The following is a 26,165-nucleotide window of genomic DNA, read 5'->3' as shown; positions in this document are numbered from 1 at the left end:
GGCCCCCGCCCTCCCCCCGGCGATTTCAGGAGTGCCCCGTGCCAGAGTTGACTCCCTTTGAACAGGCTTCCGGCCCCCAGCGCTGGTCCATTGCCATCATCGGCATCGCGCTGCTCGGGCTGGTGTTCTGGCTGAAGCTTCCCGGCCTGATCATCGCGGTCTTCATCGCGCTGCTGATCGCGGTGTTCCTGCGCCTGCGGCCCATCTCCCCCGAGGTGGTTTCACTGACCAATTCCATCCGACTCTCGGCCGATGAGATCTCTGACGTCCAGGCGGCATATGACACCTTTCTCACCGGAGGGGACGCCGATTCCATCGCCGACCGGACACTGCACCGACCAGCCCTGGCAGATCAGGACTGCGACGATCCCGATATCGAGCGGTTCCAATTCGACTCCGCCAACGCCACGCGCTTCCTGCGCCGACTGGATGTGAGACTGGCCGCGGAACCCTCGATTCCGCAGTTGGAGGACCTGCTGAGGGTCACTGACAACCGGGCGGCCGAGCTGAGGGAGTCCTGGCTGGTTGCCCGCAAGGCGGCATACCGGCTCGGGACCAGGTACCGCAACGACTAGTACCTGGTGGCTCAAGGAATCAGAGAATGGTCCTGCCCACGGCGACGATGACGCTCGGCCCCGTCAGGGTTGAGGATTCCTCGCCGATCTCAACCTGGACCTCACCGCCTGGAACCCGCACCAGGACGCTCCCGGTGCCCGCCCCGGCGTCGGCGAGGGCGGCGCGCGCTGCAGCCACGGTTCCGGTGCCACAGGAGCGCGTCTCACCCACTCCCCGCTCCCAGACGCGCATGTCCACGGTGGCGTCGACAAGCTCGGTAACCAGCTCTACGTTGACGCCCTCGGGGAAGAACCGCTCATCAAACTCCGGGGCCCGGAGGTCGAAGGCCTCCAGGTCCCGCCGCGTGAAACCCGGGACGACGCAGGCGAGATGGGGATTTCCCATATCCACGGCGATTCCGGCAAATCCCTGCCCACCGATCATGCAGGTGGACAGGCCCGTCACCTCGGCGGGGCCCATGTCGACGCGGACGATTGCGTCGGTTGCGGTGAACTCCACGACCTCAACGGTGCGGGATCCCGCACGCGTACCGATGACGAAGGAATCGGAATCCACGAGATTCCTCGACCTCAGCCAGTGCGCGAAGGTTCGTACGCCGTTGCCGCACATCTCAGCCAGGGAGCCGTCGGCATTGCGGTAGTCCATGAACCAGGTCTCCGGGTCCAGCCCGAATTCGGCGGCGAACCCGCCCGCACCGCTGCGCACCACCCGCAGCACCCCGTCCGCCCCGATACCTGCATGGCGGTCGCAGAGCGCGACGACCCGGCCCGGTGTCAGGTCAATGACACCATCCGCATCGGGAATGATGACGAAATCATTCTCGGTCGCGTGTGCCTTGGCGAAGTCGATGGTCCCTGCCGTATCCAACCCGGTTTCTGCATTCACGCCGTTTAGTCTAGCCCCAAAATCCGACGGGCCTGGCCCTCAGTGTTCTCCCTGGCATCCAGCCAGGAGATTCTCGGATCCCGGTTGAACCAGCTGCGTTGGCGGCGAACGTAGCGGCGGGTACCGGTGATGGTTCTCTCCACCGCTTCATCCCAGTCCAGCTCGCCCGCCATCGCCTCGAATACCTGGGAGTAGCCGATCGCCCGGCCCGCGGTTGAGTCGGCGGCCAGGCCCTGATCCCGGATCAGCGCCTCGACCTCCCCCACCAGACCCTGTTCGAACATCAGCCGCGTCCGAAGCTCGATTCGGGGATTGAGCCATTCGGGGGTGGTGCGCAGCCCCAGTATCCTCGTACCCCACCGCGGAGGTGCGTTCTTCGGGGGCTGGCTGGCCCGGAAGGGCCGCCCCGTGAGCTCGATGACCTCGAGGGCGCGGACAGTTCGTCGTGGATCATTGTCCTCGATGGTGGCCGCGGCCTGCGGGTCGAGGTCCGCCAGCTGACGGTGCAGTGCCCCGACGCCGAGGTCGCGCAGTCTCTCCTCCCAGCGGCTCCGAACCACGGGGTCGGTGGGAGGAAACCGCCAGTCATCGACCAGTGCCTGCACGTACAGCATCGAACCGCCGACGAGGATCGGAGTGCGCCCGCGTTCAAGGATGTCCTCGACATCGGCGACGGCCTCCCGTTGGAAACGGGCAACCGAAGCGGTTTCGGTTACATCGAGGGTATCCAGCTGGTGATGCGGGACTCCTTCCCGCTCCGCAACCGGCAGTTTCGCGGTGCCGATGTCCATACCACGGTAAAGCTGCATTGAATCGACATTGACCACCTCGCCACCGAGCTGATGCGCAAGCCAGAGGCCGAGTGCGGATTTTCCGGAGGCCGTGGGGCCGACAACGGCGATCGGGACCGGTGTCATTGCCCCTCCCCGAGCTGCCAGACGGCGACATAGCGACCGACTCCGAGGGAGACATCGGCTGCGACGAGGCGGGCAGCGGTCACCTGCGGCTGAAGCCGCTGGGCCTCCACCCACAGAGCGGGTTCACGGATTCCCGCCACCTTCAGGTCCTCCGCACTCCTGCTCCCGACCCGCTTCCCCGCCAGAAGGTCGCGACACCAGGTGTCCACCTCCGCGGCACCTGGCAGAAGTGCGGAGGGTGCGCGTTCACTCAATCCGGTGGAACCGTCGACCACCGCGATGACGACCGCGGGCGAATCGGCACCGTCGCTTATCGACGCAAGGGTCGGCACGAACCCGCAGACCCGGTCGGCATACGGCCCCAGCGCGAAGCGCGCCAGGAGTTCGGGAAGATGGTTGCCCCGACCCACATTGACCTGCGGAGCCCCCCACGCCCGGAAGCTCCCCCGGTCTCCTGTGCGCATCTGTTCGCCGTGTGACCCCACGATGACCACGGTGCTCCCGGCGTCTGCCACAGCACCTTCAATCTCCTGCCTGAGCTGGGCGAGCAGTCCTGGTCCCGCTGGGTCGGCCGGGGCCAGGTCCGGAACGAGTGCCGGACTCCCCGGCATGAAAATCATGGTCGTCTTCACCCCCACCACCCTAGTCAGTGCCGGACCGGAATATATCCCGGCACCCGGGGCCGGCGCCACGGTGGGTGCCGGACCGAGGATCCGTTGTTATCCCCATTCTGGTCGGATACACCACTAGTGCCCCCTGATTGACTGACACATATCTGCCCTCACGGTATGTTTGGAATACGTTATTGGACTTCAGGCGGCCGTGTCGCGCGGCCAGGACGACGCAGGTAGAAGGATCGAACATGACTGAGAACCAGACCCCCAAGCCGGGCCCCCGGCCGGGTCCGCGCCCCGGCGCCCGGACCGCATCACCGAAGGCCCAGCGGGTGGCACCTGCCACCGCGGTCAGGAAAACCACCAGCGATCCCGCACGGTTCGGTCGCGTGGAGGAGGATGGGTCCGCCTTCGTCATCACCTCCTCCGGTGAACGGAAGATCGGGTCCTGGCAGGCGGGCACCCCCGAAGAGGGTCTGGCACACTACGGAATCCGTTTCGATGACCTGGCCACAGAGGTGGAACTGCTGGAACAGCGTCTCGGCAGCCATCCCGAGGATGCCGCGGCCATCCGTGCCAAGGCGGAGGAGATCCGCGGCAGCCTGGCCACGGTTGCCGCGATCGGCGACCTGGCTGCCCTGGACGCGCGCCTGTCCACAATCATCGGCCAGTCCGATGCGGCCAGGGAGGAAGCCAAGCTCCACAAGGCCAGGCGCCGCGAGGACGCGATCGCACGCAAGGACGCGCTGGCCTCCGAGGCCGAAGAGATCGCGGAGAAGTCCTCCGATTGGAAGGAGGCCGGTGACCGAATCAGGCAGATCCTCGACGAGTGGAAATCAATTCACGGCATCGACCGGAAGACCGATGATGAGCTGTGGAAGCGCTATTCCCGTGCACGTGACTCCTTCAACCGCCGGCGCGGTGCACATTTCGCGGAGCTCGACCGCGGCCGGGCCACGGCACGAAACCTCAAGGAGAAGCTCGTGGAGCGTGCGGAGGCCCTGAAGAACTCCACTGAATGGAATGACACCGCCAGGGCGTTCCGTGATCTGATGAAGGAGTGGAAGGCCGCGGGGCGCGCTCCCCGCGAGGTGGATGACAAGCTGTGGTCGGCCTTCAAGGCAGCCCAGGACTTCTTCTTCGATCAGCGCAACGCCGTGGTCAAGGAACGCGATGACGAGTTTGAGGCGAACGCAAAGGCGAAGCAGGAACTCCTGGATGCCTATGGTCCGCAGATCAACCCCGCGACCGATCTCGCAGGCGCCCGGAACAGACTCCGTGAGCTGCAGGAGAAGTGGGAGGAGATCGGTTACGTCCCCCGGAACCAGGTCCGGGAGTTCGAGGACCGGATCGGGGCACTTGAGAAGCGGGTGGCGGAGGCCGAGGACGCCCAGTGGCGCAGGACCGACCCGGAGGCCCAGGCACGTGCCGCACAGTTCTCCGCCAAGGTTGATGAGTTCACTGCGCAGGCGGATGCCGCCGAGGCCAAGGGCAATTCACGGAAGGCCGAGAAGCTTCGGGCCCAGGCCGCGCAGTGGGCGGAATGGGCAAAGACAGCCCACAATGCCGTGGAGGATCTCTAGGCCGTGCGATTTGAGGAGGTCACGATCCCGGTTTCCGGCGGTGAACCTCCGGAGGCCCTCCGTGAATTTGTGTTCATGGCGAATCTGGCCGCCCAGGAAACCACCGGGGACAGGGATGTTTCGGTCTCCGTTGAACGCGTCACCGACGATCTCCTCGGCAGCTCCGAATCGAGGTCCCTGCTCGATACCGCCCTCGATCAGAGGGGTGATCCGGCCGGATGGGTGAGGGTATCCCTTCCGCTTGTCGACGACCCCACCACCGCATCGCTCGAGGTGGTCCTGGACGCCGGTTTCCAACCACTTCCCGGCCAGCCCATGGAAGCCGGGGCCAGGGAACTGCTCGGGGCACTGCTCGACCACGGACAGTGGCGGGCCGCGCAGGCCCCCTGGCTGAGGTCGGTGCTCCACACGGCCCACATGCATCCGGCGGGAAGCTCCGGACACGGCTGCGACCACTGCCTGGTCCTCGTCGAAAGGGGTTACGTGCTCGCCCATGAGGAGATCCAGCAGATTCTTCCGGTGGTTTCGACCGATTTTGGGCCGGAGGGCCTCCGGGTGCACCGTGTGGTGGGGACCGGGATTCCGGCGGAGCTGATCGACGGCCAGGTGGAGCTGCAGACCATCGCATCCACCGACGTCCCCCATGGGGCATTGAGCACCGCTGCGGCACCGTGGTCCGCCGATCGGCTGGCCGAACAGGCCGAGCGCATCGCACGCAGTGGCACCGGGCTGGTCAGCGTCTACTTCAGCGACGGTTCCGGCGTGGTCGCCACCTCATCGATCTCGATTCCGCCCGGCGCCAACCCCGGCGCCGCGGAGCAGGGCTTGACCATCGTCCATCCCAGGATGCGGGGGCGGGGACTCGGCACCGCGATCAAACTCTCCTGCATGAGTCTGCTACACGAGCGCTTTCCCGAGATCAACCGGGTGGCGACCTCGAACGCGGTGGATAATCCTGCCATGCTGGCGGTCAATCGCGCCCTCGGTGCCCGGGAGCTGTCCAGAACCACCCTGTGGGAGAAGAGGAGCTAGTTCTCCCCCTCCTCCTTTGAGGGCGGTTCCGGTTGGTGCCTTTGCGCGGCACGTGCCCGCCGGTCGTCGACAAGCAGCGGATTGTCACCGGAATCGTGCTGCTGACTCTTCAGCAGCTCCCGCTGCGCCTCCGCAACGGTATCGAGGTCATCATTGGCGGCGCGCAATTGCGCAACCTCCTGCTGACGATCGCTTCGTGCGAGGATCACCCCGGACAGTCCCCACACCGCGCAGACCGCCGCGATGATGGCCACCAGCATCCCGATGTTGATCACCGTGACATCGGTTCCCGTCGAGGTCTGCCGCATCCAGGTGGCGAAGACCGCGTAGACCAGTGTCACGCAGGAGAAGATCCAGGCAATGTAGGACATCCAGGTCTTCCGGAACACCACGGTGCCCAGGCTGAAGGCCACCACGCCGATGGTGCCCAACCAGTAGAAGACGTACTCCGCGAGCCGAATCCCGGCATTCGACGCGGTGTCGGTGAGGAAGAGTATCTGCCAGCCCATCACCCCGCGGATGTGCGGCAGCACCAGCGCCAGGAGAAACAGTGCCACACCGGCGATGAGATACCACTTCCGTGACCCGAGGTCCAGGGTCTTCGCGGCTTCCTTCTCCAACTCGGCCAGTTCCCGGCCGCTCAGTTTCTTATCACTCACTGCACTTCGCTCATCTCTGGAGTTGTTTTCCGGCCCCCGCTCATCCTAGCCTGCTCAGCGCGTGGAGCAGCAGGCCGAATCCTCCGGCCCGCCCACCCGGGGAGCGCCGATGCCCGGCAGTCCCAGGCCGATGCCGATCGGTGCGGTGGTCGGCGTCCTGCCGATTTCGGAGTTGTCCCCCGCCCGGGTGCGCCGGTGGGAGAGCACTCCGGCGTCGGCGATGAGGAAGTGGGGCTTGGCATCGGTGACCCGGACCTCCACCACGTCACCCGGGCGGATCTGGGAATCGATCCCACCCTCGGGGGCGAAGTGAACAAGTCTGCCGTCCCGCGCCCTGCCCGTCATGCGTTTGGTGGCAATGTTCTTGCGGCCGCCCCCAGCCTGCACGAGCAGCTCGACCCGGTTGCCGATCAGTGCGCGGTTCTCCTCCTCGCACACCCGTTCCTGGATGGCCATGAGGCGCTCATAGCGTTCCTGAACGACCTCTTTGGGAATCTGGTCAACGTAATCGGCGGCCGGGGTGCCGGGACGGGGACTGTACTGGAAGGTGTAGGCGGAGGTGAATCGGGCCCGCTCCACCACGTCGAGCGTGGCCTGGAAATCCTCCTCGGTCTCCCCTGGGAATCCGACGATGATGTCGGTGGTGATTGAGGCGTGCGGAATCTTCGCGCGGACCTTGTCCAGGATCCCCAGGAACTTCCCGGAGCGGTAGGACCTGCGCATGTTCCTGAGGATCCTGTCGGATCCCGATTGCAGGGGCATGTGCAGCTGCGGGCAGATGTTCGGCGTCTCCGCCATCGCGTCAATCACGTCGGCAGTGAACTCCGCGGGGTGGGGGCTGGTGAATCTGACCCTTTCCAGTCCCTCGATCTCTCCGCAGGCCCGGAGGAGTTTGGAGAAAGCCGAACGGTCCCGCTCGAGTCCGGGATCGACGAAGTTCACACCGTAGGCGTTGACGTTTTGACCCAGCAGGGTGATCTCACTGACCCCCTGCTCCACCAGTGCTCGGACCTCGGCGAGGATTTCACCCGGGCGTCGGTCCTGCTCCTTTCCACGCAGCGAGGGGACGATACAGAAGGTGCAGGTGTTGTTGCAGCCGACCGACACACTGACCCAGCCCGCATAGGCGGATTCCCGCTTGGCGGGGAGCACCGAGGGGAACTGCTCGAGGGAGTCGACGATCTCCACCTCCGCCCTGCTGTTGTGGGCGGCGCGCTCCAGGAGGGTCGGAAGGGATCCTATGTTGTGTGTTCCGAAGACCACGTCGACCCAGGGTGCCTTCTTCACCACCGTGTCCTTGTCCTTCTGTGCGAGACATCCCCCGACGGCGATCTGCATGCCGGGATGCTCCTGCTTCACGGCCCGGAGATTTCCAAGGGTTCCGTAGAGCTTCATGTCCGCGTTCTCACGGACCGCACAGGTGTTGAACACGATCAGATCGGGCGTGCCGTGCTCATCGGATGGCACATAGCCGGCCTCTTCGAGCAGACCGGACAGTCGCTCGGAGTCGTGGACGTTCATCTGGCAGCCAAAGGTGCGCACCTCGTAAGTGCGGGCAGCGGCGCCGACCGTATCCGGCTCAGGTCGGGGGTTCGATTGAAGGCCAGTCTGCGGGATATTGAGTTGCTGCGTCACGGAAGCACATTGTATCGGGGTTGGACCGGGTGTCATAAACGGCTTCCCGTCCGCCCGCATCTGTTACCGGCGCGTCGTCGATCGGTGCCCCGGTAACGTCCAATCAGCGAAGACTTAGCAAAATTTACCTGTTGTACTATCGATATATTCCGGCTGTGCACGGTTTAATACCCCCTACCTTCACCCCCACACCCCTGGGGTTTCTCCTGTTTTAGGCATGGATTTGATTGCAAATTGGACACATTCACAGAAACGGAACAGTTCGGCACTAAGTGTGATTTATGATTCTGACATGACGCAGACCACAGATTCACCGATGATCAAGATGACGGACGTACAGAAGTTCTTCGATGACTTTCAGGCACTGAAGGACATTAATCTTGAGGTCCCCAAAGGTCAGGTCGTTGTCGTGCTCGGTCCCTCGGGGTCGGGTAAATCGACATTGTGCCGGACGATTAACCGCCTGGAGACCATCGAGCAGGGAACCATCGAAATTGACGGCGTCCTGCTTCCCGAGGAAGGCAAGGGTCTGGCAAAGATCCGGGCCGACGTCGGGATGGTCTTTCAGTCCTTCAACCTTTTTCCGCACCTGACGATCAAGGACAACGTCTCGCTTGCCCCCATCAAGGTGCGAAAGCTGAAGAAATCTGAAGCCCACGATCTTGCCATGAAGCTGCTGGACCGCGTCGGAATCGCAAATCAGGCGGACAAATACCCCGCCCAGCTGTCCGGTGGCCAGCAGCAGCGCGTGGCCATCGCCCGTGCGCTGGCGATGAATCCCAAGATCATGCTTTTCGACGAACCGACCTCGGCACTTGACCCCGAAATGGTCAACGAGGTCCTCGACGTGATGTCCAGCCTGGCCAAGGAGGGCATGACCATGGTGTGCGTGACCCACGAGATGGGCTTCGCCCGCAAGGCGGCCGATCGTGTCCTGTTCATGGCCGATGGCGCCATCGTGGAGGACACCGAGCCGGACTCCTTCTTCACCAATCCCCAGTCCGCCAGGGCGAAGGACTTCCTGGGCAAGATCCTCGCCCATTAGCCATCCACCGGAGACCACTATTTCCACCGGCGACCCCGGTAACCCGACAATCCTCAAGGAGCACCACATGACCACCAAACGCACCTCGGTCCGCATCGCCGCAGCCGTCACCGCGGCGGCCCTGTCCGGAATGACACTCACCGCCTGTGGCAGCAGCGGCGGAGACGGACTTCTCGCCTCGATCGAATCCGGATCGGTAAACCTGGGCACCAAGTTTGATCAGCCTGGACTCGGCCTGCGCAACCCCGACAACACCATGAGCGGGCTCGACGTCGATGTCGCGACCTACGTTGTCAACTCCATCGCCGATGACAAGGGTTGGGAGCACCCGGAGATCGAATGGCGGGAAACCCCCTCCGCACAGCGCGAGACCCTGATCCAAAACGGTGAGGTTGACCTGATCGCCGCCACGTACTCCATCAACGCGGGACGCTCCGAGACCGTCAACTTTGGTGGACCCTACCTGCTTACCCACCAGGCGCTGCTGGTCAGGGCCGCGGACGAGCGCATCAGCACCCTCGACGATCTCGCCGGTGGCCTGATCCTTTGTTCGGTGTCCGGTTCCACCCCTGCGCAGAAGGTCAAGGATGTCCTCCCCGGTGTCCAGCTGCAGGAGTACGACACCTACTCCTCCTGCGTCGAGGCGCTCAACCAGGGCAACGTCGACGCGATGACCACGGACGCAACCATTCTCTTCGGCTACTCCCAGCAGTACGAGGGTGACTTCAGGGTGGTGGAGATGGAGAAGGACGGTAAGCCCTTCACCAACGAGTACTACGGAATCGGCCTGAAGAAGGATGACCAGGAGGCCACCGACGCCGTCAACGCCGCTCTCGAGCGCATGTACGCCGATGGTTCCTTCCAGCGGTTCCTCACCGACAACCTCGGCCAGGACTCCGTCGTGGTTGAAGAGGGCACCCCGGGCGACCTCTCCTTCCTCAACAGCTGATTTCCCGTCGCGGCCGTCATCCCGTGCAGGTCCGGCGGGATTGGAGGAGGTCCGGCGCGGCGCACCGAGGTAGGTGGCGCCGCCCCGAACGGCGGCTCCCTGTTCTTCCGGTGGCAGCCCTCCCCTTCGGCCCCGGCCGGCATTCACACACCTTTTAACTTCACGAGGAGAACCACCCCATGAGTACACTGTGGGCGGATCTTGGTCCGTCGCTACTGCCAGCCTTCTGGGTGACCATCAAACTCACCTTTCTCTCCGCAATTGGCGCCGTCATCCTTGGCACCATCCTCACCGCGATGCGGGTATCCCCCGTCAAGATTCTCAGGACGCTGGCGACGAGCTACATCAATGTCGTGCGCAACACGCCCCTGACTCTGGTCGTTCTCTTCTGCTCCTTCGGCTTGTATCAGAATCTCGGTCTCGCCCTGGCCACGCAGGGAAGCCCGACCTTCCTGGCGGATAACAACTTCCGACTGGCGGTGCTCGGCTTCATCATCTACACCTCGGCCTTCGTCGCCGAGTCCCTGCGCTCGGGTATCAATACTGTGCACTTCGGGCAGGCTGAGGCTGCCCGCTCGCTGGGCCTCGGATTCTCCGATATCTTCCGCACGATCATCCTCCCCCAGGCTGTGCGCGCGGCGATCGTGCCCCTGGGCAACACGCTGATCGCCCTGACCAAGAACACCACCATCGCCTCGGTGATCGGTGTCGCCGAGGCCTCCCTGCTCATGAAGTCCACTATCGAGAACCACGCCAACATGCTGTTCGTTGTCTTCGGTGTCTTCGCCATCGGCTTCATGATTCTCACGCTGCCCATGGGCCTCGGCCTGGGCAAGCTCTCCGATCGATTGGCGGTGAAGAAGTAGATGTCATCCTCAGTACGCGCAACAGTTCTCTACGACGCACCCGGCCCCAAGGCCAGGCGCTTCAACCGCATCATCACCGTCGCCACCCTGGTGGTGGCCCTCGCCATCGCGGCCTGGGCACTGAACATTCTGCACGGCAACGGCCAGCTCGAGGCCGCCAAGTGGACGCCCTTCATCAAGTCACAGACCTGGACCACCTATATCCTGCCCGGCCTCTGGGGTACCCTGAAGGCGGCCATCGCCTCCGTGCTGCTCGCCCTGGTGATGGGTACGCTGCTCGGACTCGGCCGCATCTCGGAGATCAGAACCCTGCGTTGGGTCTGTGCGGTGGTCATCGAGACCTTCAGGGCCATCCCGGTGCTGATTCTGATGATCTTCGCCTACCAGCTCTTCGCCCGTTACGCGCTCGTTCCCTCAAGTCAGCTCGCCTTCGCCGCGGTGGTTTTCGGTCTGACCATGTACAACGGCTCGGTGATCGCTGAGATTCTGCGTTCGGGTATCTCCTCCCTCCCGCGCGGGCAAAAGGAGGCCTCGATCGCCCTGGGAATGTCCTCGCGACAGACCACCTGGTCGATCCTGCTGCCACAGGCGGTCGCGGCCATGCTTCCGGCTCTGATCGCACAGATGGTGATCGCGCTCAAGGACTCCGCGCTCGGCTACCAGATCGGATACATCGAGGTCGTGCGCTCGGGCATCCAGTCCGCCTCCGCCAACCGCAACTACCTCGCCTCGCTCGTGGTGGTCGCCGTAATCATGATCCTGATCAACTTCGCCCTGACCACATTCGCGCAGCGCATTGAACGTCAGCTGCGCGCGGGTCGCGCCCGTAAGAACATTGTCGCCGCGGTGCCAGAAATGCCCGACCAGGGCCTGGAAACCAAGGACAACGTCAACGTCGACTGGCACGATCCCGATCACAAGGAGATCAGGAATCCTGGGATGTCCTGATCCGGAGAAGTTCTAAATCAATGAAGCCGGGTGCATCCGCACCCGGCTTCTTCTAGTGTTTCAGCTGTTCGATCCGCTCATCGAGGGCTTCCCTGGCGATGTCCATGGACATCCCTGCCGGGAAACCGCGTCGTGCCAGCACTCCGACAACCCGCCGCAGTGCCCTGTCGTAGTCGGCCCTGTCTCCGGGGACCCGCGACTCCGAGCGCGCCTTCTTCACGGCGACGGAACGCGCCGTCCCGCGCTCATCCTCGGGGTCGATCTGCGCCAGTGCCCGCTCCCGGGTAGGCGCCGAGACCCCTTTTTCCTGTAGTTCGCGATCAAGCGCCCGCGTGGACTTACCGCGCCTGCTCGACCGTTGCCGGACCCATTCACTCGCGAAGTTCAGGTCATCGAGGAGACGGGAGTTCGCGAGATCATCCAGGACCAGATCGATGATGGCATCCTCAAACTCCAGCGCCAGCAGTCGCCTGCGCAGCTCCTGACGTGAACGTGCGCGCTGATCCAAGAGGAGGAGTGCCCGCTTGCGCACCGCGGCCTTCTTCTCCTCCAGCTCGTGGTCGAAGAAGCCGCCCGACCCCGCGGTGGACCGTTGGCGCTCGAAGTCGACCAGTGCTTCTCTGAGTTTCTTGAGCTTTCGATCAATGTCCTGCACGTCGGTTTCCTCCTTGCTGATCACCACCTCTGCCCTATGCCTGCTGCTCCTCGGCATCCTCATCATCGAAATCAACATTGGGGATCAGTTCAACGGGATCATCGCTCAGGCGGTCCGCTGCGACTGCGTACTTGCCAAATCCCATCTTCTGGTAAATCTTGTCCTCGATCTCGTCGGCGAGATCCTGATTGTCCCTGAGGAAGAGGCGCACCTTCTCCTTGCCCTGCCCGAGCTGATCTCCCTCATAGGTGAACCAGGAACCCGACTTCTTGATCACACCGTTGTCCACCGCGAGATCAATCAGTGAGGATTCGCGTGAGATACCCTCCCCGTAGATGATGTCGAACTCCGCGATCTTGAAGGGTGGGGAGACCTTGTTCTTGACCACCTTGAGCCGGGTTCGGTTACCGATTGCGTCCTGGCCGTCCTTCAGGGTCTGGATTCTGCGGACGTCGCACCGAACGGAGGCGTAGAATTTCAGCGCCTTACCGCCCGTGGTGGTCTCGGGGGATCCGAACATGACACCGATCTTCTCCCGGAGCTGGTTGATGAAGATAGCGGTGGTGCCGGAGTTGTGCAGGGCTCCGGTCATCTTTCGCAGTGCCTGGCTCATCAGACGTGCCTGGAGGCCGACGTGGCTATCACCCATGTCTCCCTCGATTTCGGCCTTTGGCGTCAGCGCCGCGACGGAGTCGATGACAATAATGTCAATGGCACCGGAGCGGACGAGCATGTCGGCGATCTCCAGTGCCTGCTCACCGGTGTCCGGCTGCGAAACCAGCAGAGCGTCGGTGTCCACCCCGAGCTTGCCGGCGTAATCGGGGTCAAGCGCATGCTCCGCGTCGATGAACGCGGCGATACCGCCGGCCTTCTGCGCCTGTGCGATGGCGTGTAGCGCCACGGTGGTCTTACCGGATGATTCCGGACCGTAGATTTCCACGATGCGGCCACGGGGGAAACCACCGATACCCAGGGCAATGTCAATGGCGGTGTTGCCGGAGGAGATCGTCTGAATAGGTGGCCGGTTATCATCGCCGAGACGCATCACCGCCCCCTTGCCGAAGTCCTTCTCAATGAGCGCCAATGCGGCATCGAGCGCCTTCTGACGGTTATCGCCTGTGATGTTCGTGGCTTTGCTGCTCTTTTTTGTAGCCATGTGCTTCTACCGTTTCCTTTTCATGCCGCGCCGAAGATCCATTCAGCTCGGCGCTCTGGTGCCTTAATCCCTTAGACCGCTATGGCGGTGCCGGGGTTCCGTCTGGGAAGAAATATCTGTGGGAGTATGCCCGCCACACTAAACCGTCGTCCGGACATGTCCCGCGGTTGCAGGCCAGTTTACACGCACAACTGTTCGAAGTTCGAATTTGGAGCGACGGTTGCGGTATCAGTCGTCCGCACCCAGCCTCCGCTCCTCGGGGACGTCAAAGTCCAGGCAGATCCGATCCCAGAGTTCGCGCAGGTCATCGCCCCGTTCGACCGCCTCATTGACGGTCACACCCAGCCCACCGAGGACGTGGGAATGAGCCAACCACTCACCCTTCATGGGGCCGAACTCCCCCTCGACCAAGCGACGAAACTCCGAAAGACGCATGGCAACGATAATACATTCCCCGTCGGCCATGGCCATTCCGGTTTGCCAATTGAACACCGTTCAGTTGTATACTTTTGCCATGGACATCAGCCCGAATGCCACCGCAGTGGCACCAAAATCCCAACGAGTCGCCCTCCAGGACATCGCCATGATCGCCGTCTTCGCGGCACTGATCATAGTCCTGGCCTTCGTATCCATTCCGGTCGGGGCCGCCGGTGTTCCCATCGTGTTGCAGAACGCGGCGATCGTGCTCGCGGGCCTCGTTCTCGGGGGCCGCAGGGGATTCCTCGCCGCGCTGCTCTTTCTCGGACTCGGGATGATCGGCATCCCCGTGCTCGCCGGGGGCCGCACCACTCTGAGCGCGCTGGCGGGTCCCACCGTCGGCTACATCTTCGGCTATCTCTTCTCCGCTGCGGTCGCGGGGCTGATCGCCTACCGCGCCCCGCGGAACAACCGTACCGGCATGATCGCCGTGTTCAGCCTTGCGGCCGTGGCCGGACTGGCAACACAGTACCTCTGCGGCATCATCGGACTGACCCTGCGGGCGGGTCTCAGCATCACCGAGGCCACCGTCGCCCAGGCACCGTTCATCCTGCCCGACCTGGCCAAGTTCGCCGTCATGGTCATCATCGCCGTGGGCGTGCACACCGCGTTCCCCGACCTGCGTCGCCGGCGTGCCACCGCGGGCGTCGACAGGCACTAGGATCCAACCATGCCTGAGATCATCTTTGACGCCGCCTCGGCGTCCTTCGATGGGGTCCCCGTCCTGGAGCCGGTGTCGTTGACGCTGCGGGAGCAGCGCATCGGTGTCATCGGAGCAAACGGGGGCGGAAAATCCACGTTGATCAGGATGATCAACGGCCTCGGCGAACCGCAGAGCGGCCGGGTGCTTGTCGACGGCCAGGATGTCTCCTCCCACGGCCGCGCCATCAGGCGCAAGGTTGGGTTCGTCTTCTCGGACGCCGAGAATCAGATTGTGATGCCCACGGTCCGTGAGGACATCGCCTTCTCGCTGCGCAGGGCGAAGCTGCCACGAGAGGAGAGGAACGCGCGGGTCGAGGCGATCATGGAGCGCTTCAACCTCAGCCGGCATGCCGATCAGTCCCCGCACACCCTTTCCGGTGGCCAGAAACAGCTACTCGCCCTGGCGGCCGTACTGGTGATGGAACCCGAGATCATCATCGCCGATGAACCGACGACACTGCTGGATCTGCGAAACCGCATGATGATCAGGCAGGTTTTCGCAACACTGACCCAGCAGCTGATCGTGGTGACCCATGACCTGGACTTCCTCACCGGGTTCGATCGGGTGATCTGCATCGATGAACACAGGGTCATCGCCGACGGCGCCTCCGCCGAGGTCATTCAGCGCTATGTGGATCTGATGGCGGCGGTCCCCTGATGCGAAACATTCCGCTCGGGGTCTACGTCAACGCGGACTCCCCCATCCACCGGATGCCGGCACTGTGGAAGTTCTTCCTGCTGATCGTCTTCATTATCGGCACGGCAATCGTGGTCAGGACCCCGCTGTGGGCGCTGGCCTGCGTCGTCGCCGTCCTGGCCGCCACCGCGGTTGCCCACATCCCTCCGCGAACCGCGTGGGACCAGTGGTGGCCGGTGCTCCCGCTGCTCCTCTTCCTCGGGGCCTTCCAGAGCTGGCAGCGCGGCCTCCCCTTTGCAGCCACCACCGTCCTGGTCCTTCTCGCCTCCGTGATGGCCGCGACCCTTCTCACCCTGACAACGCGTCTGGAGGCACTGATGGACGCCGTGGAGAAGGCGCTGGGGCCCTTTGCACGATTCGGTCTGCCGGTGGAGTCGATCACACTCGCGATCTCGCTGACCATCCGATTGATTCCACTGATGCTGTCCACGGTCATGGAGGTCCTCGATGCACGCAAGGCACGGGGCGCGGGTTTCTCCGTCGTCGCCTTCGGCACACCGGTGATCATCCGGTCGATCCGCCGGGCCCGCAACATCGGTGATGCTCTGTTGGCACGGGGTGCCGGGGACTAGCTGTCGCGGACAGCGAAAAGCGCCTGCTGCAGTGGATACTGCGGCAGGCGCTCTACGTTTCGGGACAGGCGGTACGACGCTATGCCTCGCCGCGCAGTTCGCGCATTCGACGAGCCACCGCGTCATCATCGACACCGGTCGCGCCCTGTGCAGGCGCGGACTCAATGGACTCCTGCTTGGCGCCTGAGTTCAGGGCCCCGCCACCGGCCATCTCCGCACGAATCTGCTCCAGGCGGGAATGGCCTGCAAGCTGCACGCCGGCCTGCTCGACCTCCGCCATCCGACCCTCCACCGAGTTCTGGGCGAGTTCGGCCTGGCCGAGGGCGTTGGCGTACCGACGCTCGATCTTCTCCCGGACCTGATCCAGGTTCGGGGAGCTGCCCGTGGTCAGCGAATCCATGGACTTCAGGGATTCGGACACCTTCTCCTGCATCTTGGCCTGCTCAAGCTGGCTCAGCAGCTTCGTGCGCTCGGCGACCTTCTGGTGAAGTGCCATCGAGTTGCGCTCGACGGCCTTCTTCGCCTGCTCCGCCTGCTGCAGGGCCTGATCGTGGAGCTGCTTGGTGTCCTCCACCGACTGCTCTGCGGTGACCAGCTGGGCGGCGAAGGCCTCGGCGGCGTTCTCGTACTCGGTGGCCTTCTTCACATCCCCCTCGGAGCGGGCCTTGTCCGCCAGCTGGATAGCCTGGCGCGTATTGCCCTGCAGCTTCTCAATATCGGCGAGACGGCGGTTGAGCTGCATCTCGAGCTGGCGCTGATTTCCGATCACGGCCGCTGCCTGCTGGGACAGCTCCTGGTGCTGGCGCTGCGCATCTTCGATGGCCTGCTGGATCTGCACCTTGGGATCTGCATTCTCCTCAATCTTGGAATCGAATAGAGCCATCAGGTACTTCCACGCCTTGGAGAATGGATTAGCCATGGTGAGATAGAGCCTTCCTAGGTAAATAAAGCGAAGTTATGTAAAACAGTCTTCTTTGTAGCACAGGTAGGTGGCCCGGGCCGCGGAAGAACGCAGACATGTGAAAACCATAGTAGCGCGCCGGTGCCGGAACCGCCGTTTCTCATACCGGGAAAATGCGGGGGCACACTAGACGCGGGCCAGGTCCGCCTGTGCAACCTGGACCGCCATGGATCCCGCCGCCTCAATCAGAACATCGGCGACACTGGCTCCGAGGGCATGGCAGACCGAAGCGAGCAACTCGGATGACACTTCCTTACGGCCTCGCTCGAGCTCGGAAAGATATCCGGGCGATACGCGAGAAGCCTCGGCGAGCTCACGCAGGGTTATTCCCTTGTCCGCACGGAAGGAACGTAGTGCTGAACCGAGCGCCTCGCGCAGCAGCGGCTCGGGAGCAGTCCGCGTGGCAGCCTCGGAGATTGGCTTATCAAGAAGGGCTGTGTATGTAACCATCACTTGTTTAAACTCCCTTTCCCCCAAATTTGTTCCCAGTTCACCACAGTTTGTCAATCAGTGTTCATCGAGGTGTCCGAGGAGCAGACTAAAGCTCTGCGAAACAGCATAGTCGCGGATCGCCCCCCGCCCCAGTTCCACCAGCTTCATCCGCAGCTCCGGTGTGAACGCCGGGGACGCATCCACCAGTCCGCCCGGCCCCGCGATCCCGATCCACACCTCGCCCACCGGCTTGCCCTCCTGGGTGTCCGGGCCCGCGACCCCGGTGAGGCCGAGCGCCCAGTCCGTGCCACAGACCTCGCGGGCTCCGCCCGCCATCGCCGCGGCGCATTCCGGTGACACCACGCCGAAGGTATCAATCAGTTCCTGCGGAACCCCGGCGAGGCTGACCTTCAGATCCGTGGCGTAGGTGACCAGGCCGCCACGCAGCACCGCGGAAGCTCCCGGTATTCCGGCGAGTGTGGCCGCGGCTAACCCCGCGGTGAGTGACTCGCAAAACGCGATTGTCTGTTCGCGGGACTTCAGCGCCGCCAACAGCACGGCCCCACCGTGTGCGAGCCGGTCCATCGTTCTAGCCCTGTTTCCTGGAGTCCACAAGGTACTGGATACCGGTGACCACCGTCACCGCCACCGCGGCGTACATCACGATCTGGTTGGGAATGCTCATCCAGTCCGGCAGTGGACACAGGTAGAGCGCCACCGCGAGGGTCTGCAGTGCAGTCTTGAGCTTGCCTCCCCTGCTGGCGGGAACAACGTTTCCTCTGCGCAGCTCGATGAAACGCCAGATGGTGATCCCGAACTCCCGGAGCACGATGACCCCGGTCACCCACCAGGGCAGAATCCCGATGATGTTGAAGCAGACGAAGGCGGTGGTCATCAGCGCCTTGTCGGCGATGGGGTCGGCGATCTTACCGAAGTCTGTGATCAGACCACGGGAACGGGCGATGTCACCGTCCAGCTTGTCCGTGATCATCAGGGCGATGAAAAGACCGAAGGCCCACCAGGCGAAGGCGTTGCTTTCCGCGCCACCCCGCAGCACCAGCCAGGCGAACAGGGGAATGGCGATGATGCGGAGGCTGGTAAGGAAATTTGGCAGATTCCAATTCGAGGGCTTGTCCGCCACCGGGGCAGCGGAATGCACCCCGTCCTCTTTCCGGTTGTTCGCGCCGGATGCGCCTGCTGAAACATCGCTCACGCTTTAACACACTACCCCCGACTCGTCGCCGGGGAGTCGTGGGAGCTACCCGGGGCGGAGTTTTAAGTGAGGGAATGTCCACCTCCGTCGGCACCACTGCCTAAGCTTGTGCCCATGACCTATTTCGCAGTTACATACACCTACAATCCGGACAGCGAGCAGATCAGCTCGCTCCGACCCATCCACCGTGAATTCACCGCCAGGCTCATGGCCGAGGGAAAAATCATCGGATCCGGCCCCTTCTCTGACGGCGGGGGCGGCGCGCTGATCGTCATCGCTCTGGAGGAGGGTGCGCAGCTCGCCGATGCAGAGGCGCTGATGAATGAGGACCCCTTCCACAGGGAAGGGGCCCTTGAGGATCGTTCAATCCGGCTCTGGAATCCGGTGATCAGCACCTTCGGCGCCTGAGCACCCGTCGCGGCAGCGGTGACACGTGCCGGGCGGGGACAACCGCCGCCCGGACCTACCTGTGTCCGGGGTTTTCCTTCTGCTCCGGTGGCTGGCCGGAACCCGTGGCGGCCGGGGATTCCTGCTCGGGCCAGTCATCGCCGGTCTTCTTCGCCGGGTTCCATTTGGGGGCCAGCGCACCCTGGTTCTCATCTCGTTTCGATTTGAGCACCGATGCCAGGACCGTTACCGTCAGCACCCCGATGATGAACACCAGGGACCACACGGTGTCCACCTCCAGGACCGAAAGCGGTTCGCCGCCGTTGATGAACGGCAGGTTGTTCTCGTGGAGCGCGTGCAGCAGCAGCTTCACACCGATGAACGCCAGGATGATGCCGAGGCCGTAGGGCAGGTAAACCAGACGATCGAGCAATCCGTCGAGCAGGAAGAACATCTGACGCAGGCCCAGGAGTGCGAGTGCGTTGGTGGTGAAGACGATGTAGGGCTCCGAGGTGATTCCGTAGATCGCCGGAATCGAATCCAGGGCGAACATGATGTCGACCATGCCGATGGAGACCAGGGCGACGAACAGCGGTGTCAGGGCGATCTTCTTGCCGTGCCGGACCCACAGCCTGTCGCTGGAGTATCCCTCGGTCACCGGGATGACCTTGCGCAGCAGGCGCACCACTAGCATGTCGTTCGGATCGGTTTCGGGGGTGTCGCGGATCTCGTCCCACAGGAGCTTGGCAGCCGTGTAGATCAGCCAGGCACCGAAGATGTAGAAGACGGCGGACCAGCGTTCGATTGCAGCTGCGCCGACGAGAATGAAGACGAGGCGCAGCGCCAGCGCGAGGGCGATACCGATCAGCAGGACCTTCTGCTGGTATTTCCGCGGGATCTTGAAGCTGCCCATGATCAGCGCGAAGATGAAGAGGTTGTCCACACTCAGCGCCTTCTCGGTGACGTAGCCGGTGAAGAACTCAACGCCGTGCTGGTGCGGGTTGCCGGGTTCCCCCCAGGTCAGCCAGAGGAAGACGCCGAAGGCACAGGCCAGTCCGACATAGAACAGCGACCACAGGGCGGATTCCTTGATCGTGGGTTCGTGCGGGGTCTTGACGTGGGAATAGAAATCAAAGACGAAGAAACCCGCGATCACCGCAATGGTAATCAACCAGGTGACAATGTTTACTTCCATTAGAAAAAGAACCTCCGGTTCTCGGTCGTTGATGAAGAACCGGAGGTCTCCCCCACCCAGGAACAGATGAGCCGACATGACCGGGAATCCTCACCGCACCTCCATCTGGCGGAAATGCGCGATTGCCGTGTTGACGATCAATGTCGTAACCGGGGTACTCCCCTCCATTACGAAAAGCCACACTAGCCTAACTTCGCCGCCAACGCCAGACTCCGGCGGCGGGATGGCACCCGCGTCTCCGGCTCAGAAGCTCCCCTGCGTCGGGTTGGCGGTCACCTGCGAGGTGTGCGAATCCTCGGCGGCGACTGTGAAATCGGAACCGGAGTCCTTCTCCTCCCCGGCGGGCGCGTCCTCCCATTCCTCCTCCCTGGGGGCGTCCGCGGGGTCCGCACCCTTGAGCATCCACAGGATTGTCTCCAGCTCCTCGGGCTTGACCAGCACCTCGCGCGCCTTGGACCCCTCGGAGGGGCCGACCACGCCGCGCGTCTCCATCAGATCCATCAGTCGTCCCGCCTTGGCGAAACCGATGCGCAGCTTGCGCTGCAGCATTGAGGTGGAGCCGATCTGTGAAGTGACCACCAGCTCGACGGCCTCGAGAAGATCGTCGAGATCATCACCGATGTCTGCGTCGATCTTCTTCGACTCGGAGGCCTTTTCCTCCGTGACACCCTCGGCGTACTCGGGCTCGCGTTGGGCCTTGGCCGACTCCACCACTGCCTGGATCTCCTCATCGGTGACAAAGGCACCCTGGATGCGCTGGGGTTTACCCGCGCCCTGGGGGATGAAGAGTGCGTCACCCATACCGATCAGCTTCTCCGCACCGCCCTGATCGAGAATGACCCGTGAATCGGTCAGCGAGGAGGTGGCGAAGGCCAGTCTCGAGGGCACATTGGTCTTGATCAGACCCGTTACCACGTCCACGGACGGACGCTGCGTGGCCAGTACCAGGTGGATACCGGCGGCCCTCGCCTTCTGGGTGATACGTACGATCGACTCCTCGATCTCCTTGGGTGCGGTCATCATCAGATCGGCGAGCTCGTCGACGACACATACGATGTAGGGATACTCGCGGTACTCCCGCTGGGATCCCGGAGGGGTGATGATCTCACCGCTCTTGATCTTCCGGTTGAAGTCCTTGATGTGGCGGACACGCGTCTGCTTCATGTCCATGTAGCGCTGTTCCATCTCCTCGACCAACCACTGCAGCGCCGCCGCCGCCTTCTTCGGCTGCGTGATGATCGGTGTGATCAGATGGGGAATACCCTCATAGGGTGTCAGCTCCACCATCTTCGGATCCACCAGGATCAGGCGGACCTCCTCGGGGCGGGCGCGGGTGAGCAGGGACACCAGCAGGGAGTTGACAAATGCGGACTTACCCGAGCCGGTCGAACCCGCGACGAGAAGGTGGGGCATCTTCTGCACCGAGTAGGACACGAAGTCACCCTCGATGTCCTTGCCCAGACCTACGAGCATCGGGTCCTTGTTGTCCACGGTCACCGGGGCGTTGAGCACGTCACCGAGACGAACCATCTCGCGGTCGGTGTTCGGGACCTCGATTCCCACCGCTGATTTTCCGGGGATGGGGGTCAGTAGCCGGACGTTCTCGGTGGCCACGGCATAGGCGATGTTGGACTGCAGATTGGTGATCTTGGAGACCTTGACCCCGGGTCCGAGCTCGATTTCGTAGCGGGTCACGGTCGGCCCGCGGGAGAACCCGGTGACGGTGGCATCGATGTTGAACTCACGGAAGACATCGGCGATCGCCTCAATCATCCGGTCATTGGCATCGGAGCGCGTCTTCGCGGGCGCCCCGGGAATCAGCAGATCGGCGCTGGGGAGGACATAGGTGCTGTCACCGTCTCGCACGACCGCGGGGGCGGGCTCGGGTTTCCTCGGAGTCGAGGCCGCCACGGGGTCGACACCGGAACGCTCGATGATCGCCCTGCGCAGGTTCTCCCTTGATGCGGCGACCGCATCCGGTTGGGGCTGCTCCCCCGCCACCGCCGGGAATTCATCGGTTTCCGTCACCGACGGGGTCCGCACGGGTTCAGGTGCGCTGAATAGGGAACGCTGACTGCTTGTCGACGCCCCCGCCGCCGGGACCTCCGGAGCGTCCGCGGGGTAGTTGTCCAGGGACGCGGCCGCTCTGCGTGGCACCGACACGGGAGGCGTCCGCCGTGGCGCAGGCGGGGTGTAGGGGGGACGAACCGGCTCGCGTCCGGCTGCACGATCCTCCAGATCCTCATCGACATGGGCGTAGAGATCATCGGCACCGTCATCCTCCGACCTGCCCTTCGCGCCGGCGGCGATGAAGGATCCGAACTCGCGGATGGTGATCCCGGTGGCTTTGAGCGCACCATAGAAAAGAATCAGCACGAGGATGGGAACGGCGAGGTAGATGCTGAATCCCAGGGCGAGCGGGGTCCCGACCCAGGCACCGACGGCTCCGCCCGCCGATCTGCGTTCCGCCCAGTCGGCGGGGTTTCCGGCGAAGAGGTGAATCAGTGCCAGCATGCACACGATGATCAGCGCCGCACCGATTCCGACCCGGAGGCGGGCGGAACGCTCGGGTGTGTAGTTGAGCATCAGCGCGACAGCCGCGGCGATCAACGCCGGGGGCAGGACCCATGCGCCCGCACCGACCACGAAATGGACGATGTCGGCGATGAAGGTTCCCACCGGTCCTCCCACGCCGAACCACACCGCCGCACCCAGCACGATAGCGGTGCCGATCAGGCTGAGGGCGACGCCGTCGGAGTGATCGTCCATGAAGCCACCGGCGGGCTGTTCGTTGTCCACGTCCACATCCACGGACTCCGGTGTCCGGTCATCACCGTCCTCATGTGCATTGCGGCCACCGATGGATCGGGCCAGCCGGCCCACCCCACCCGCGGTGGCACTGAACATGCTTCCGATACCGCCACCGACTGCACGGAGCGCACTTCCGGTCCTCTCCCCGGAGGTCTCCGCGGCGCGGCGTGAGGTCATCGATGCGGTGAAGGCCTGCGTCTCAGCGCCGTTCGCCTTCTTTCCCGTCGGTCGCGATTTACTCCTGGGTGCTGCCGCCCCGGGACCCGTCGACTTTCCGGATGATCGTGAGCCTGCACGCTTGGGTGCACCATTCCTGACAGTCATGGCCCCAACACTAGTCGCTTGAACCACACTATTCACAGCTGCCCCACGCGGGAAGTTCCAGAATTCTTAGAGTCCCGATCGCACGATGGCCTCCCCGGAACCGGAGACGGCGACGTCGACCGCATCGCGACCGCACACCCACAGTGCCAGTTCGCCCATCGGGGCGTCGATACGCACAACGTCGTCCCCGTGCTCCGCAACGCCGGGCTTGTCACCGATGACGATCCGCGGCAGTCCCTCCGGTAACAGGATCACCGGCACCGTCGGCGCGAGGATCCGCGAGCCGATGAGAGATATTGTCCTGTGCAGGATCTGTTCATATTCCCTCGGCAGCTCCCTGGAGGCGACGGGGTCCCCGGGTGCCCACCCGCCGCGCCGGACATCCTCATGGTGAATGAAATGTTCCAACGAGTTCGCCACCGGATCCAGCAGCCGCCAGGGATTCAGTCCCCGTGGTCCAGCGGCCCACGCATCGACGAGTTCATCAAAGTCCCGCGCGAGCGCCTCATCGGTGCGCTTTTCCAGGAGGTTGGACAATACCGCCATCCGCTGCCCCAGCTGCGCGGCGGTATGGTGCTCACGCACCCACAGGTGCGCGGCGAGATCCCTGGTGGTCCACCCCTCGCACAGCGTCGGCGCATCCGGACCCTTGAGGTGAAAGAGCTGCGCCAGCCCGGCACGCTCGATGGAGGAAAAAGTCATGGACCCCAGCCTAGGCCGAAAAGTCGGCCCGTGGCTGGGGTCCATGTCGACCCGATGTGAAAATCCCTAGAGGGATTCCCTCGAGGCGCGCACATCATCATCATCGATGCTTGCGTTGTCGGCGGTCATCGGGATGACGGTGGGCATGATCACCGGCTGGCGCTTCCACTTCTGCTCGACGAAACGCGACAGCTTGCGGCGCAGCTGCTGCACCATGCGGTAGGGGTCATTCTCCCCTTCGGCGGCGAGATCGTTCATGGTGACCTCGGCCAGTTCCGTGACCTCGGGCATCATCGCCTTGGAGTCCTCGGAGAATCCCGTGGTCTCCACGCGGGGACGCTCGAGCAGTCGGCCGGTACGGTTATCGATGACGGCGGTGATCGAGATCAGTCCACCCTCACCGAGGGAGGTGCGGTCGGCGAGAATATCAGCGTCGATGTCACCCATGGTGACGCCGTCGACGTAAAGGTTACCCACGGCGATCTGACCGACGACCGATGCGCGACCGTTGACCAGATCCACCACCACGCCGTTCTGCGCGAGAACAACGTTCTCCCGGTTGACTCCGGTGGAGATCGCCAGTTCCTTGTTCGCCCGCAGGTGGCGCCATTCGCCGTGGACCGGCATGGCGTTCTTCGGACGTGCGGCGTTGTAGAGGAAGAGCAGCTCACCGGCGTAGCCGTGGCCGGAGGTGTGCACCTTCGCATCCCGTCCGGTGACCACGGTCGCGCCAATCTGGGCGAGCATGTTGATCACTCCGAACACCGCCTCCTCATTGCCGGGGACCAGCGATGAGGACAGAATGATCAGGTCGCCGTCACGGACGGTGATCTGGCGGTGTTCGCGGCGTGCCATGCGCGACAGCGCCGCCATGGGCTCGCCCTGGGTACCGGTGGTGATCAGAACCACCTTGTGCGGTGCGAGCCGGGCGGCGTCATCCATGGATACGATCGTGCCGCGCGGCGCCTTGAGGTAGCCCAGTTTCTCCGCGATCTCCATGTTACGGATCATCGAACGGCCGTTAAAGGCAACCTTGCGGTTGGCCGCCACGGCGGCGTCGACGGCAGCCTGGACCCGGTAGACGTTGGAGGCGAAGGACGCGATGATCACGCGCTGCTTCGCCTCGGTGACCAGGCGCTTGAGCGTCGGGGCCACCTCGGCCTCGGAACCGGAGACGCCCGGGGTGGTGGCGTTGGTGGAATCGCACAGCATCAGGTCCACACCCTCGTCGCCGAAGCGGGAGAGGGCGGGAAGGTCGGTGGGACGTCCGTCCGTGGGGGTCTGGTCCAGTTTGATGTCACCGGTGTGGATGACCAAGCCGGCACCGGTCTTGATGGCGAGGCCGAGGCAGTCCGGAATGGAGTGGTTGACGGCCCAGAAACGGATGTTGAAGGGGCCGCGGTCCTCGTTCGACTTCTCGTTGACCTCGATCAGCTTGGGACGCTGACGGTGTTCCTTGCACTTGGCTGCGATGAGCGCGAGCGTGAAGCGGGAACCGATGATCGGAAGATCATGACGCAGCTTGAGCAGCCACGGAATCGCGCCGATGTGGTCCTCGTGCCCGTGGGTAACCACGAGTGCCTCGACCCGGTGCAGGTGGTTTTCAATGGGACCGAAATCGGGCAGGATCAGATCCACGCCCGGCTCTCCGGAAGAGGGGAACAAGACTCCGGCATCGACGATGAGCAGACGATTGTTGTACTCGAAGACGGTCATGTTACGGCCGATCTCGGAGATACCACCGAGTGCGTAGATGCGCAGTCCACCTGCGGGTGCCTTCGGCGGCTCGGGCAGACGCTGGGTCAGATCGGCGCCCTGCATGGACTTGACCACGTTGCGCCGGCCGCGACCCTGGTTTCCACTTGTATGACCGTTGCCCTGGCCACCTTGGCCACCGTGTCCGCCCTGTCCGCCGTTTCCGGCTCCGCGGCGGTTGCGACCGCCCCGGCGGTTGGAATTACTGCGGGTGCGGTTGCCGCTTCCGGACTTGGCCGAGTCCTCGGATGTGGAGTCCCGGTTGTCGTTCCCGGTGGCCTGCACGTCTTCCGATCCCTGGACGGCCGATACCTCGGGCGCCTGGAAAACCGGAGTTTCCACGTGTGCGTCCTGGCCGGCCTCCGGTGGGCCGGCCTTGCGGGTGACCTTCCGGGCGCGATTGCGGGATTCATTCAT

Annotated in this window: 27 protein-coding genes; 11 read left to right on the top strand and 16 right to left on the bottom strand. The window is 63.6% G+C overall.

All coding sequences use genetic code 11. From position 1 onward, the window contains the following. The first annotated feature begins 38 nt into the window (after positions 1 to 38). Positions 39 to 575 carry a hypothetical protein gene (locus B7E02_RS07335; RefSeq protein WP_080794594.1) on the top strand — a complete coding sequence of 179 codons (537 nt, stop codon included), beginning with the start codon at positions 39 to 41 and terminating at the stop codon, positions 573 to 575. A gap of 19 nt (positions 576 to 594) precedes the next feature. Here B7E02_RS07335 and dapF read toward each other — a convergent pair whose 3' ends face one another. The 3 genes from dapF to B7E02_RS07320 are packed head-to-tail and all read right to left on the bottom strand — an operon-like array spanning position 595 to position 3,010. Further along, positions 595 to 1,425 carry a diaminopimelate epimerase gene (dapF, locus tag B7E02_RS07330; protein ID WP_080796840.1) on the bottom strand — a complete coding sequence of 277 codons (831 nt, stop codon included), beginning with the start codon at positions 1,423 to 1,425 and terminating at the stop codon, positions 595 to 597. 41 nt (positions 1,426 to 1,466) lie between these two features. Continuing rightward, complete coding sequence (miaA, locus tag B7E02_RS07325; protein WP_080794592.1) at positions 1,467 to 2,378, bottom strand: tRNA (adenosine(37)-N6)-dimethylallyltransferase MiaA; 912 nt, start codon at positions 2,376 to 2,378, stop codon at positions 1,467 to 1,469. Beyond that, complete coding sequence (locus B7E02_RS07320) at positions 2,375 to 3,010, bottom strand: class III extradiol ring-cleavage dioxygenase family protein (RefSeq protein WP_245802218.1); 636 nt, start codon at positions 3,008 to 3,010, stop codon at positions 2,375 to 2,377. Before B7E02_RS07320 ends, miaA begins: the two co-directional genes overlap by 4 nt. A 230-nt stretch (positions 3,011 to 3,240) precedes the next feature. On the opposite strand from B7E02_RS07320, the gene B7E02_RS07315 reads away from it, so the two are divergent. Together B7E02_RS07315 and B7E02_RS07310 are read left to right on the top strand one after the other, a co-directional pair. Further along, positions 3,241 to 4,575, top strand: coding sequence for a DUF349 domain-containing protein (locus B7E02_RS07315; protein ID WP_080794588.1), 1,335 nt, complete (start codon positions 3,241 to 3,243; stop codon positions 4,573 to 4,575). A 3-nt stretch (positions 4,576 to 4,578) separates the two neighbouring features. After that, positions 4,579 to 5,607 carry a GNAT family N-acetyltransferase gene (locus tag B7E02_RS07310; protein WP_080794586.1) on the top strand — a complete coding sequence of 343 codons (1,029 nt, stop codon included), beginning with the start codon at positions 4,579 to 4,581 and terminating at the stop codon, positions 5,605 to 5,607. On the opposite strand, the gene B7E02_RS07305 is transcribed toward B7E02_RS07310, so the two are convergent. Both B7E02_RS07305 and miaB read right to left on the bottom strand, forming a co-directional pair. Then, entirely contained in the window at positions 5,604 to 6,266 is a 663-nt protein-coding gene (locus B7E02_RS07305; RefSeq protein WP_080794582.1) for an Rv2732c family membrane protein, read from the bottom strand. The genes B7E02_RS07310 and B7E02_RS07305 overlap by 4 nt on opposite strands. A gap of 54 nt (positions 6,267 to 6,320) precedes the next feature. Beyond that, the gene (gene miaB, locus B7E02_RS07300; protein ID WP_425429789.1) at positions 6,321 to 7,901 is read right to left on the bottom strand and encodes a tRNA (N6-isopentenyl adenosine(37)-C2)-methylthiotransferase MiaB; all 1,581 of its coding nucleotides are present in this window, start codon (positions 7,899 to 7,901) and stop codon (positions 6,321 to 6,323) included. Between the two features lie 316 nt (positions 7,902 to 8,217). Between miaB and gluA the strand changes: the two genes are divergently transcribed. The 4 genes from gluA to B7E02_RS07280 all read left to right on the top strand — a co-directional run bounded on the left by gluA (position 8,218) and on the right by B7E02_RS07280 (position 11,709). Then, positions 8,218 to 8,946 carry a glutamate ABC transporter ATP-binding protein GluA gene (gene gluA, locus B7E02_RS07295; protein ID WP_179129738.1) on the top strand — a complete coding sequence of 243 codons (729 nt, stop codon included), beginning with the start codon at positions 8,218 to 8,220 and terminating at the stop codon, positions 8,944 to 8,946. A gap of 67 nt (positions 8,947 to 9,013) precedes the next feature. After that, positions 9,014 to 9,895: a glutamate ABC transporter substrate-binding protein GluB gene (gluB, locus tag B7E02_RS07290; RefSeq protein WP_080794577.1), complete on the top strand. Its 882-nt coding sequence runs from the start codon at positions 9,014 to 9,016 to the stop codon at positions 9,893 to 9,895. Positions 9,896 to 10,074: 179 nt separating this feature from the next. Next, positions 10,075 to 10,761 carry a glutamate ABC transporter permease GluC gene (gene gluC / locus B7E02_RS07285; protein WP_080794575.1) on the top strand — a complete coding sequence of 229 codons (687 nt, stop codon included), beginning with the start codon at positions 10,075 to 10,077 and terminating at the stop codon, positions 10,759 to 10,761. Positions 10,762 to 10,887: 126 nt separating this feature from the next. Further along, positions 10,888 to 11,709 (top strand): amino acid ABC transporter permease, encoded by an 822-nt coding sequence (locus tag B7E02_RS07280; RefSeq protein ID WP_143336774.1) that lies wholly within the window; start codon positions 10,888 to 10,890, stop codon positions 11,707 to 11,709. Between the two features lie 52 nt (positions 11,710 to 11,761). On the opposite strand, the gene recX is transcribed toward B7E02_RS07280, so the two are convergent. The 3 genes from recX to B7E02_RS07265 all read right to left on the bottom strand — a co-directional run bounded on the left by recX (position 11,762) and on the right by B7E02_RS07265 (position 13,955). After that, positions 11,762 to 12,364 (bottom strand): recombination regulator RecX, encoded by a 603-nt coding sequence (recX, locus tag B7E02_RS07275; protein WP_245802217.1) that lies wholly within the window; start codon positions 12,362 to 12,364, stop codon positions 11,762 to 11,764. Positions 12,365 to 12,398: 34 nt separating this feature from the next. Further along, positions 12,399 to 13,520, bottom strand: a complete 1,122-nt coding sequence (gene recA, locus B7E02_RS07270; protein WP_080794569.1) for a recombinase RecA — start codon at positions 13,518 to 13,520, stop codon at positions 12,399 to 12,401. 228 nt (positions 13,521 to 13,748) lie between these two features. Then, positions 13,749 to 13,955, bottom strand: a complete 207-nt coding sequence (locus B7E02_RS07265) for a DUF3046 domain-containing protein (protein WP_080796839.1) — start codon at positions 13,953 to 13,955, stop codon at positions 13,749 to 13,751. A gap of 79 nt (positions 13,956 to 14,034) precedes the next feature. On the opposite strand from B7E02_RS07265, the gene B7E02_RS07260 reads away from it, so the two are divergent. Genes B7E02_RS07260 through B7E02_RS07250 form a run of 3 tightly spaced genes read left to right on the top strand, consistent with a single transcriptional unit; the run spans position 14,035 to position 15,968 of the window. Next, a complete protein-coding gene (locus B7E02_RS07260; protein ID WP_080794567.1) occupies positions 14,035 to 14,658 on the top strand; it encodes a biotin transporter BioY in 624 nt (207 codons plus the stop codon). Positions 14,659 to 14,667: 9 nt separating this feature from the next. Then, a complete protein-coding gene (locus B7E02_RS07255) occupies positions 14,668 to 15,357 on the top strand; it encodes an energy-coupling factor ABC transporter ATP-binding protein (RefSeq protein WP_080794565.1) in 690 nt (229 codons plus the stop codon). Further along, complete coding sequence (locus B7E02_RS07250; RefSeq protein ID WP_425429803.1) at positions 15,354 to 15,968, top strand: energy-coupling factor transporter transmembrane component T family protein; 615 nt, start codon at positions 15,354 to 15,356, stop codon at positions 15,966 to 15,968. The genes B7E02_RS07255 and B7E02_RS07250 overlap by 4 nt, the downstream gene beginning before the upstream one ends. A gap of 79 nt (positions 15,969 to 16,047) precedes the next feature. On the opposite strand, the gene B7E02_RS07245 is transcribed toward B7E02_RS07250, so the two are convergent. From B7E02_RS07245 to pgsA, 4 genes are all read right to left on the bottom strand, one after another. Beyond that, positions 16,048 to 16,887 (bottom strand): PspA/IM30 family protein, encoded by an 840-nt coding sequence (locus B7E02_RS07245; RefSeq protein ID WP_080794562.1) that lies wholly within the window; start codon positions 16,885 to 16,887, stop codon positions 16,048 to 16,050. Between the two features lie 168 nt (positions 16,888 to 17,055). Then, the gene (locus B7E02_RS07240) at positions 17,056 to 17,379 is read right to left on the bottom strand and encodes a helix-turn-helix domain-containing protein (RefSeq protein WP_080794560.1); all 324 of its coding nucleotides are present in this window, start codon (positions 17,377 to 17,379) and stop codon (positions 17,056 to 17,058) included. Positions 17,380 to 17,436: 57 nt separating this feature from the next. Continuing rightward, positions 17,437 to 17,946, bottom strand: coding sequence for a CinA family protein (locus B7E02_RS07235; protein WP_080794558.1), 510 nt, complete (start codon positions 17,944 to 17,946; stop codon positions 17,437 to 17,439). 4 nt (positions 17,947 to 17,950) lie between these two features. Then, on the bottom strand, positions 17,951 to 18,574 hold the full coding sequence (gene pgsA, locus B7E02_RS07230) for a CDP-diacylglycerol--glycerol-3-phosphate 3-phosphatidyltransferase (RefSeq protein ID WP_080794556.1): 624 nt from the start codon (positions 18,572 to 18,574) through the stop codon (positions 17,951 to 17,953). Between the two features lie 114 nt (positions 18,575 to 18,688). Here pgsA and B7E02_RS07225 point away from each other — a divergent pair, with 114 nt between their 5' ends. Then, positions 18,689 to 18,982, top strand: a complete 294-nt coding sequence (locus tag B7E02_RS07225) for a YciI family protein (RefSeq protein WP_080794553.1) — start codon at positions 18,689 to 18,691, stop codon at positions 18,980 to 18,982. Positions 18,983 to 19,037: 55 nt separating this feature from the next. On the opposite strand, the gene B7E02_RS07220 is transcribed toward B7E02_RS07225, so the two are convergent. The 4 genes from B7E02_RS07220 to B7E02_RS07205 all read right to left on the bottom strand — a co-directional run bounded on the left by B7E02_RS07220 (position 19,038) and on the right by B7E02_RS07205 (position 26,165). Then, positions 19,038 to 20,156, bottom strand: coding sequence for a TerC family protein (locus B7E02_RS07220; RefSeq protein WP_080796838.1), 1,119 nt, complete (start codon positions 20,154 to 20,156; stop codon positions 19,038 to 19,040). Positions 20,157 to 20,399: 243 nt separating this feature from the next. Then, positions 20,400 to 23,144 (bottom strand): FtsK/SpoIIIE family DNA translocase, encoded by a 2,745-nt coding sequence (locus B7E02_RS07215; protein WP_080794549.1) that lies wholly within the window; start codon positions 23,142 to 23,144, stop codon positions 20,400 to 20,402. Positions 23,145 to 23,357: 213 nt separating this feature from the next. Beyond that, positions 23,358 to 23,993: a TIGR03085 family metal-binding protein gene (locus tag B7E02_RS07210; RefSeq protein WP_080794545.1), complete on the bottom strand. Its 636-nt coding sequence runs from the start codon at positions 23,991 to 23,993 to the stop codon at positions 23,358 to 23,360. A 66-nt stretch (positions 23,994 to 24,059) separates the two neighbouring features. Next, on the bottom strand, positions 24,060 to 26,165 hold the full coding sequence (locus B7E02_RS07205) for a ribonuclease J (protein WP_080794542.1): 2,106 nt from the start codon (positions 26,163 to 26,165) through the stop codon (positions 24,060 to 24,062).

The organism is Corynebacterium pacaense (genome assembly GCF_900169525.1).
GTDB classification, from domain to species: domain Bacteria; phylum Actinomycetota; class Actinomycetes; order Mycobacteriales; family Mycobacteriaceae; genus Corynebacterium; species Corynebacterium pacaense.
The sequence above is the reverse complement of the archived record's forward strand: the minus strand, read 5'-3'. Positions and strand labels throughout refer to the sequence as shown.

What these genes read in the sequence shown, in the direction of transcription:
- gluC (WP_080794575.1), top strand. Translation starts at nt 10,075, where the DNA reads ATGAGTACACTGTGGGCGGATCTTGGTCCGTCGCTACTGCCAGCCTTC.
- B7E02_RS07315 (WP_080794588.1), top strand. Translation starts at nt 3,241, where the DNA reads ATGACTGAGAACCAGACCCCCAAGCCGGGCCCCCGGCCGGGTCCGCGC.
- B7E02_RS07260 (WP_080794567.1), top strand. Translation starts at nt 14,035, where the DNA reads ATGGACATCAGCCCGAATGCCACCGCAGTGGCACCAAAATCCCAACGA.
- gluB (WP_080794577.1), top strand. Translation starts at nt 9,014, where the DNA reads ATGACCACCAAACGCACCTCGGTCCGCATCGCCGCAGCCGTCACCGCG.
- B7E02_RS07225 (WP_080794553.1), top strand. Translation starts at nt 18,689, where the DNA reads ATGACCTATTTCGCAGTTACATACACCTACAATCCGGACAGCGAGCAG.
- B7E02_RS07210 (WP_080794545.1), bottom strand. Translation starts at nt 23,993, where the DNA reads ATGACTTTTTCCTCCATCGAGCGTGCCGGGCTGGCGCAGCTCTTTCAC.
- B7E02_RS07215 (WP_080794549.1), bottom strand. Translation starts at nt 23,144, where the DNA reads ATGACCTCACGCCGCGCCGCGGAGACCTCCGGGGAGAGGACCGGAAGT.
- B7E02_RS07220 (WP_080796838.1), bottom strand. Translation starts at nt 20,156, where the DNA reads ATGGAAGTAAACATTGTCACCTGGTTGATTACCATTGCGGTGATCGCG.
- miaA (WP_080794592.1), bottom strand. Translation starts at nt 2,378, where the DNA reads ATGACACCGGTCCCGATCGCCGTTGTCGGCCCCACGGCCTCCGGAAAA.
- B7E02_RS07240 (WP_080794560.1), bottom strand. Translation starts at nt 17,379, where the DNA reads ATGGTTACATACACAGCCCTTCTTGATAAGCCAATCTCCGAGGCTGCC.
- gluA (WP_179129738.1), top strand. Translation starts at nt 8,218, where the DNA reads ATGATCAAGATGACGGACGTACAGAAGTTCTTCGATGACTTTCAGGCA.
- B7E02_RS07205 (WP_080794542.1), bottom strand. Translation starts at nt 26,165, where the DNA reads ATGAATGAATCCCGCAATCGCGCCCGGAAGGTCACCCGCAAGGCCGGC.
- recA (WP_080794569.1), bottom strand. Translation starts at nt 13,520, where the DNA reads ATGGCTACAAAAAAGAGCAGCAAAGCCACGAACATCACAGGCGATAAC.
- B7E02_RS07235 (WP_080794558.1), bottom strand. Translation starts at nt 17,946, where the DNA reads ATGGACCGGCTCGCACACGGTGGGGCCGTGCTGTTGGCGGCGCTGAAG.
- B7E02_RS07245 (WP_080794562.1), bottom strand. Translation starts at nt 16,887, where the DNA reads ATGGCTAATCCATTCTCCAAGGCGTGGAAGTACCTGATGGCTCTATTC.
- B7E02_RS07265 (WP_080796839.1), bottom strand. Translation starts at nt 13,955, where the DNA reads ATGCGTCTTTCGGAGTTTCGTCGCTTGGTCGAGGGGGAGTTCGGCCCC.
- B7E02_RS07255 (WP_080794565.1), top strand. Translation starts at nt 14,668, where the DNA reads ATGCCTGAGATCATCTTTGACGCCGCCTCGGCGTCCTTCGATGGGGTC.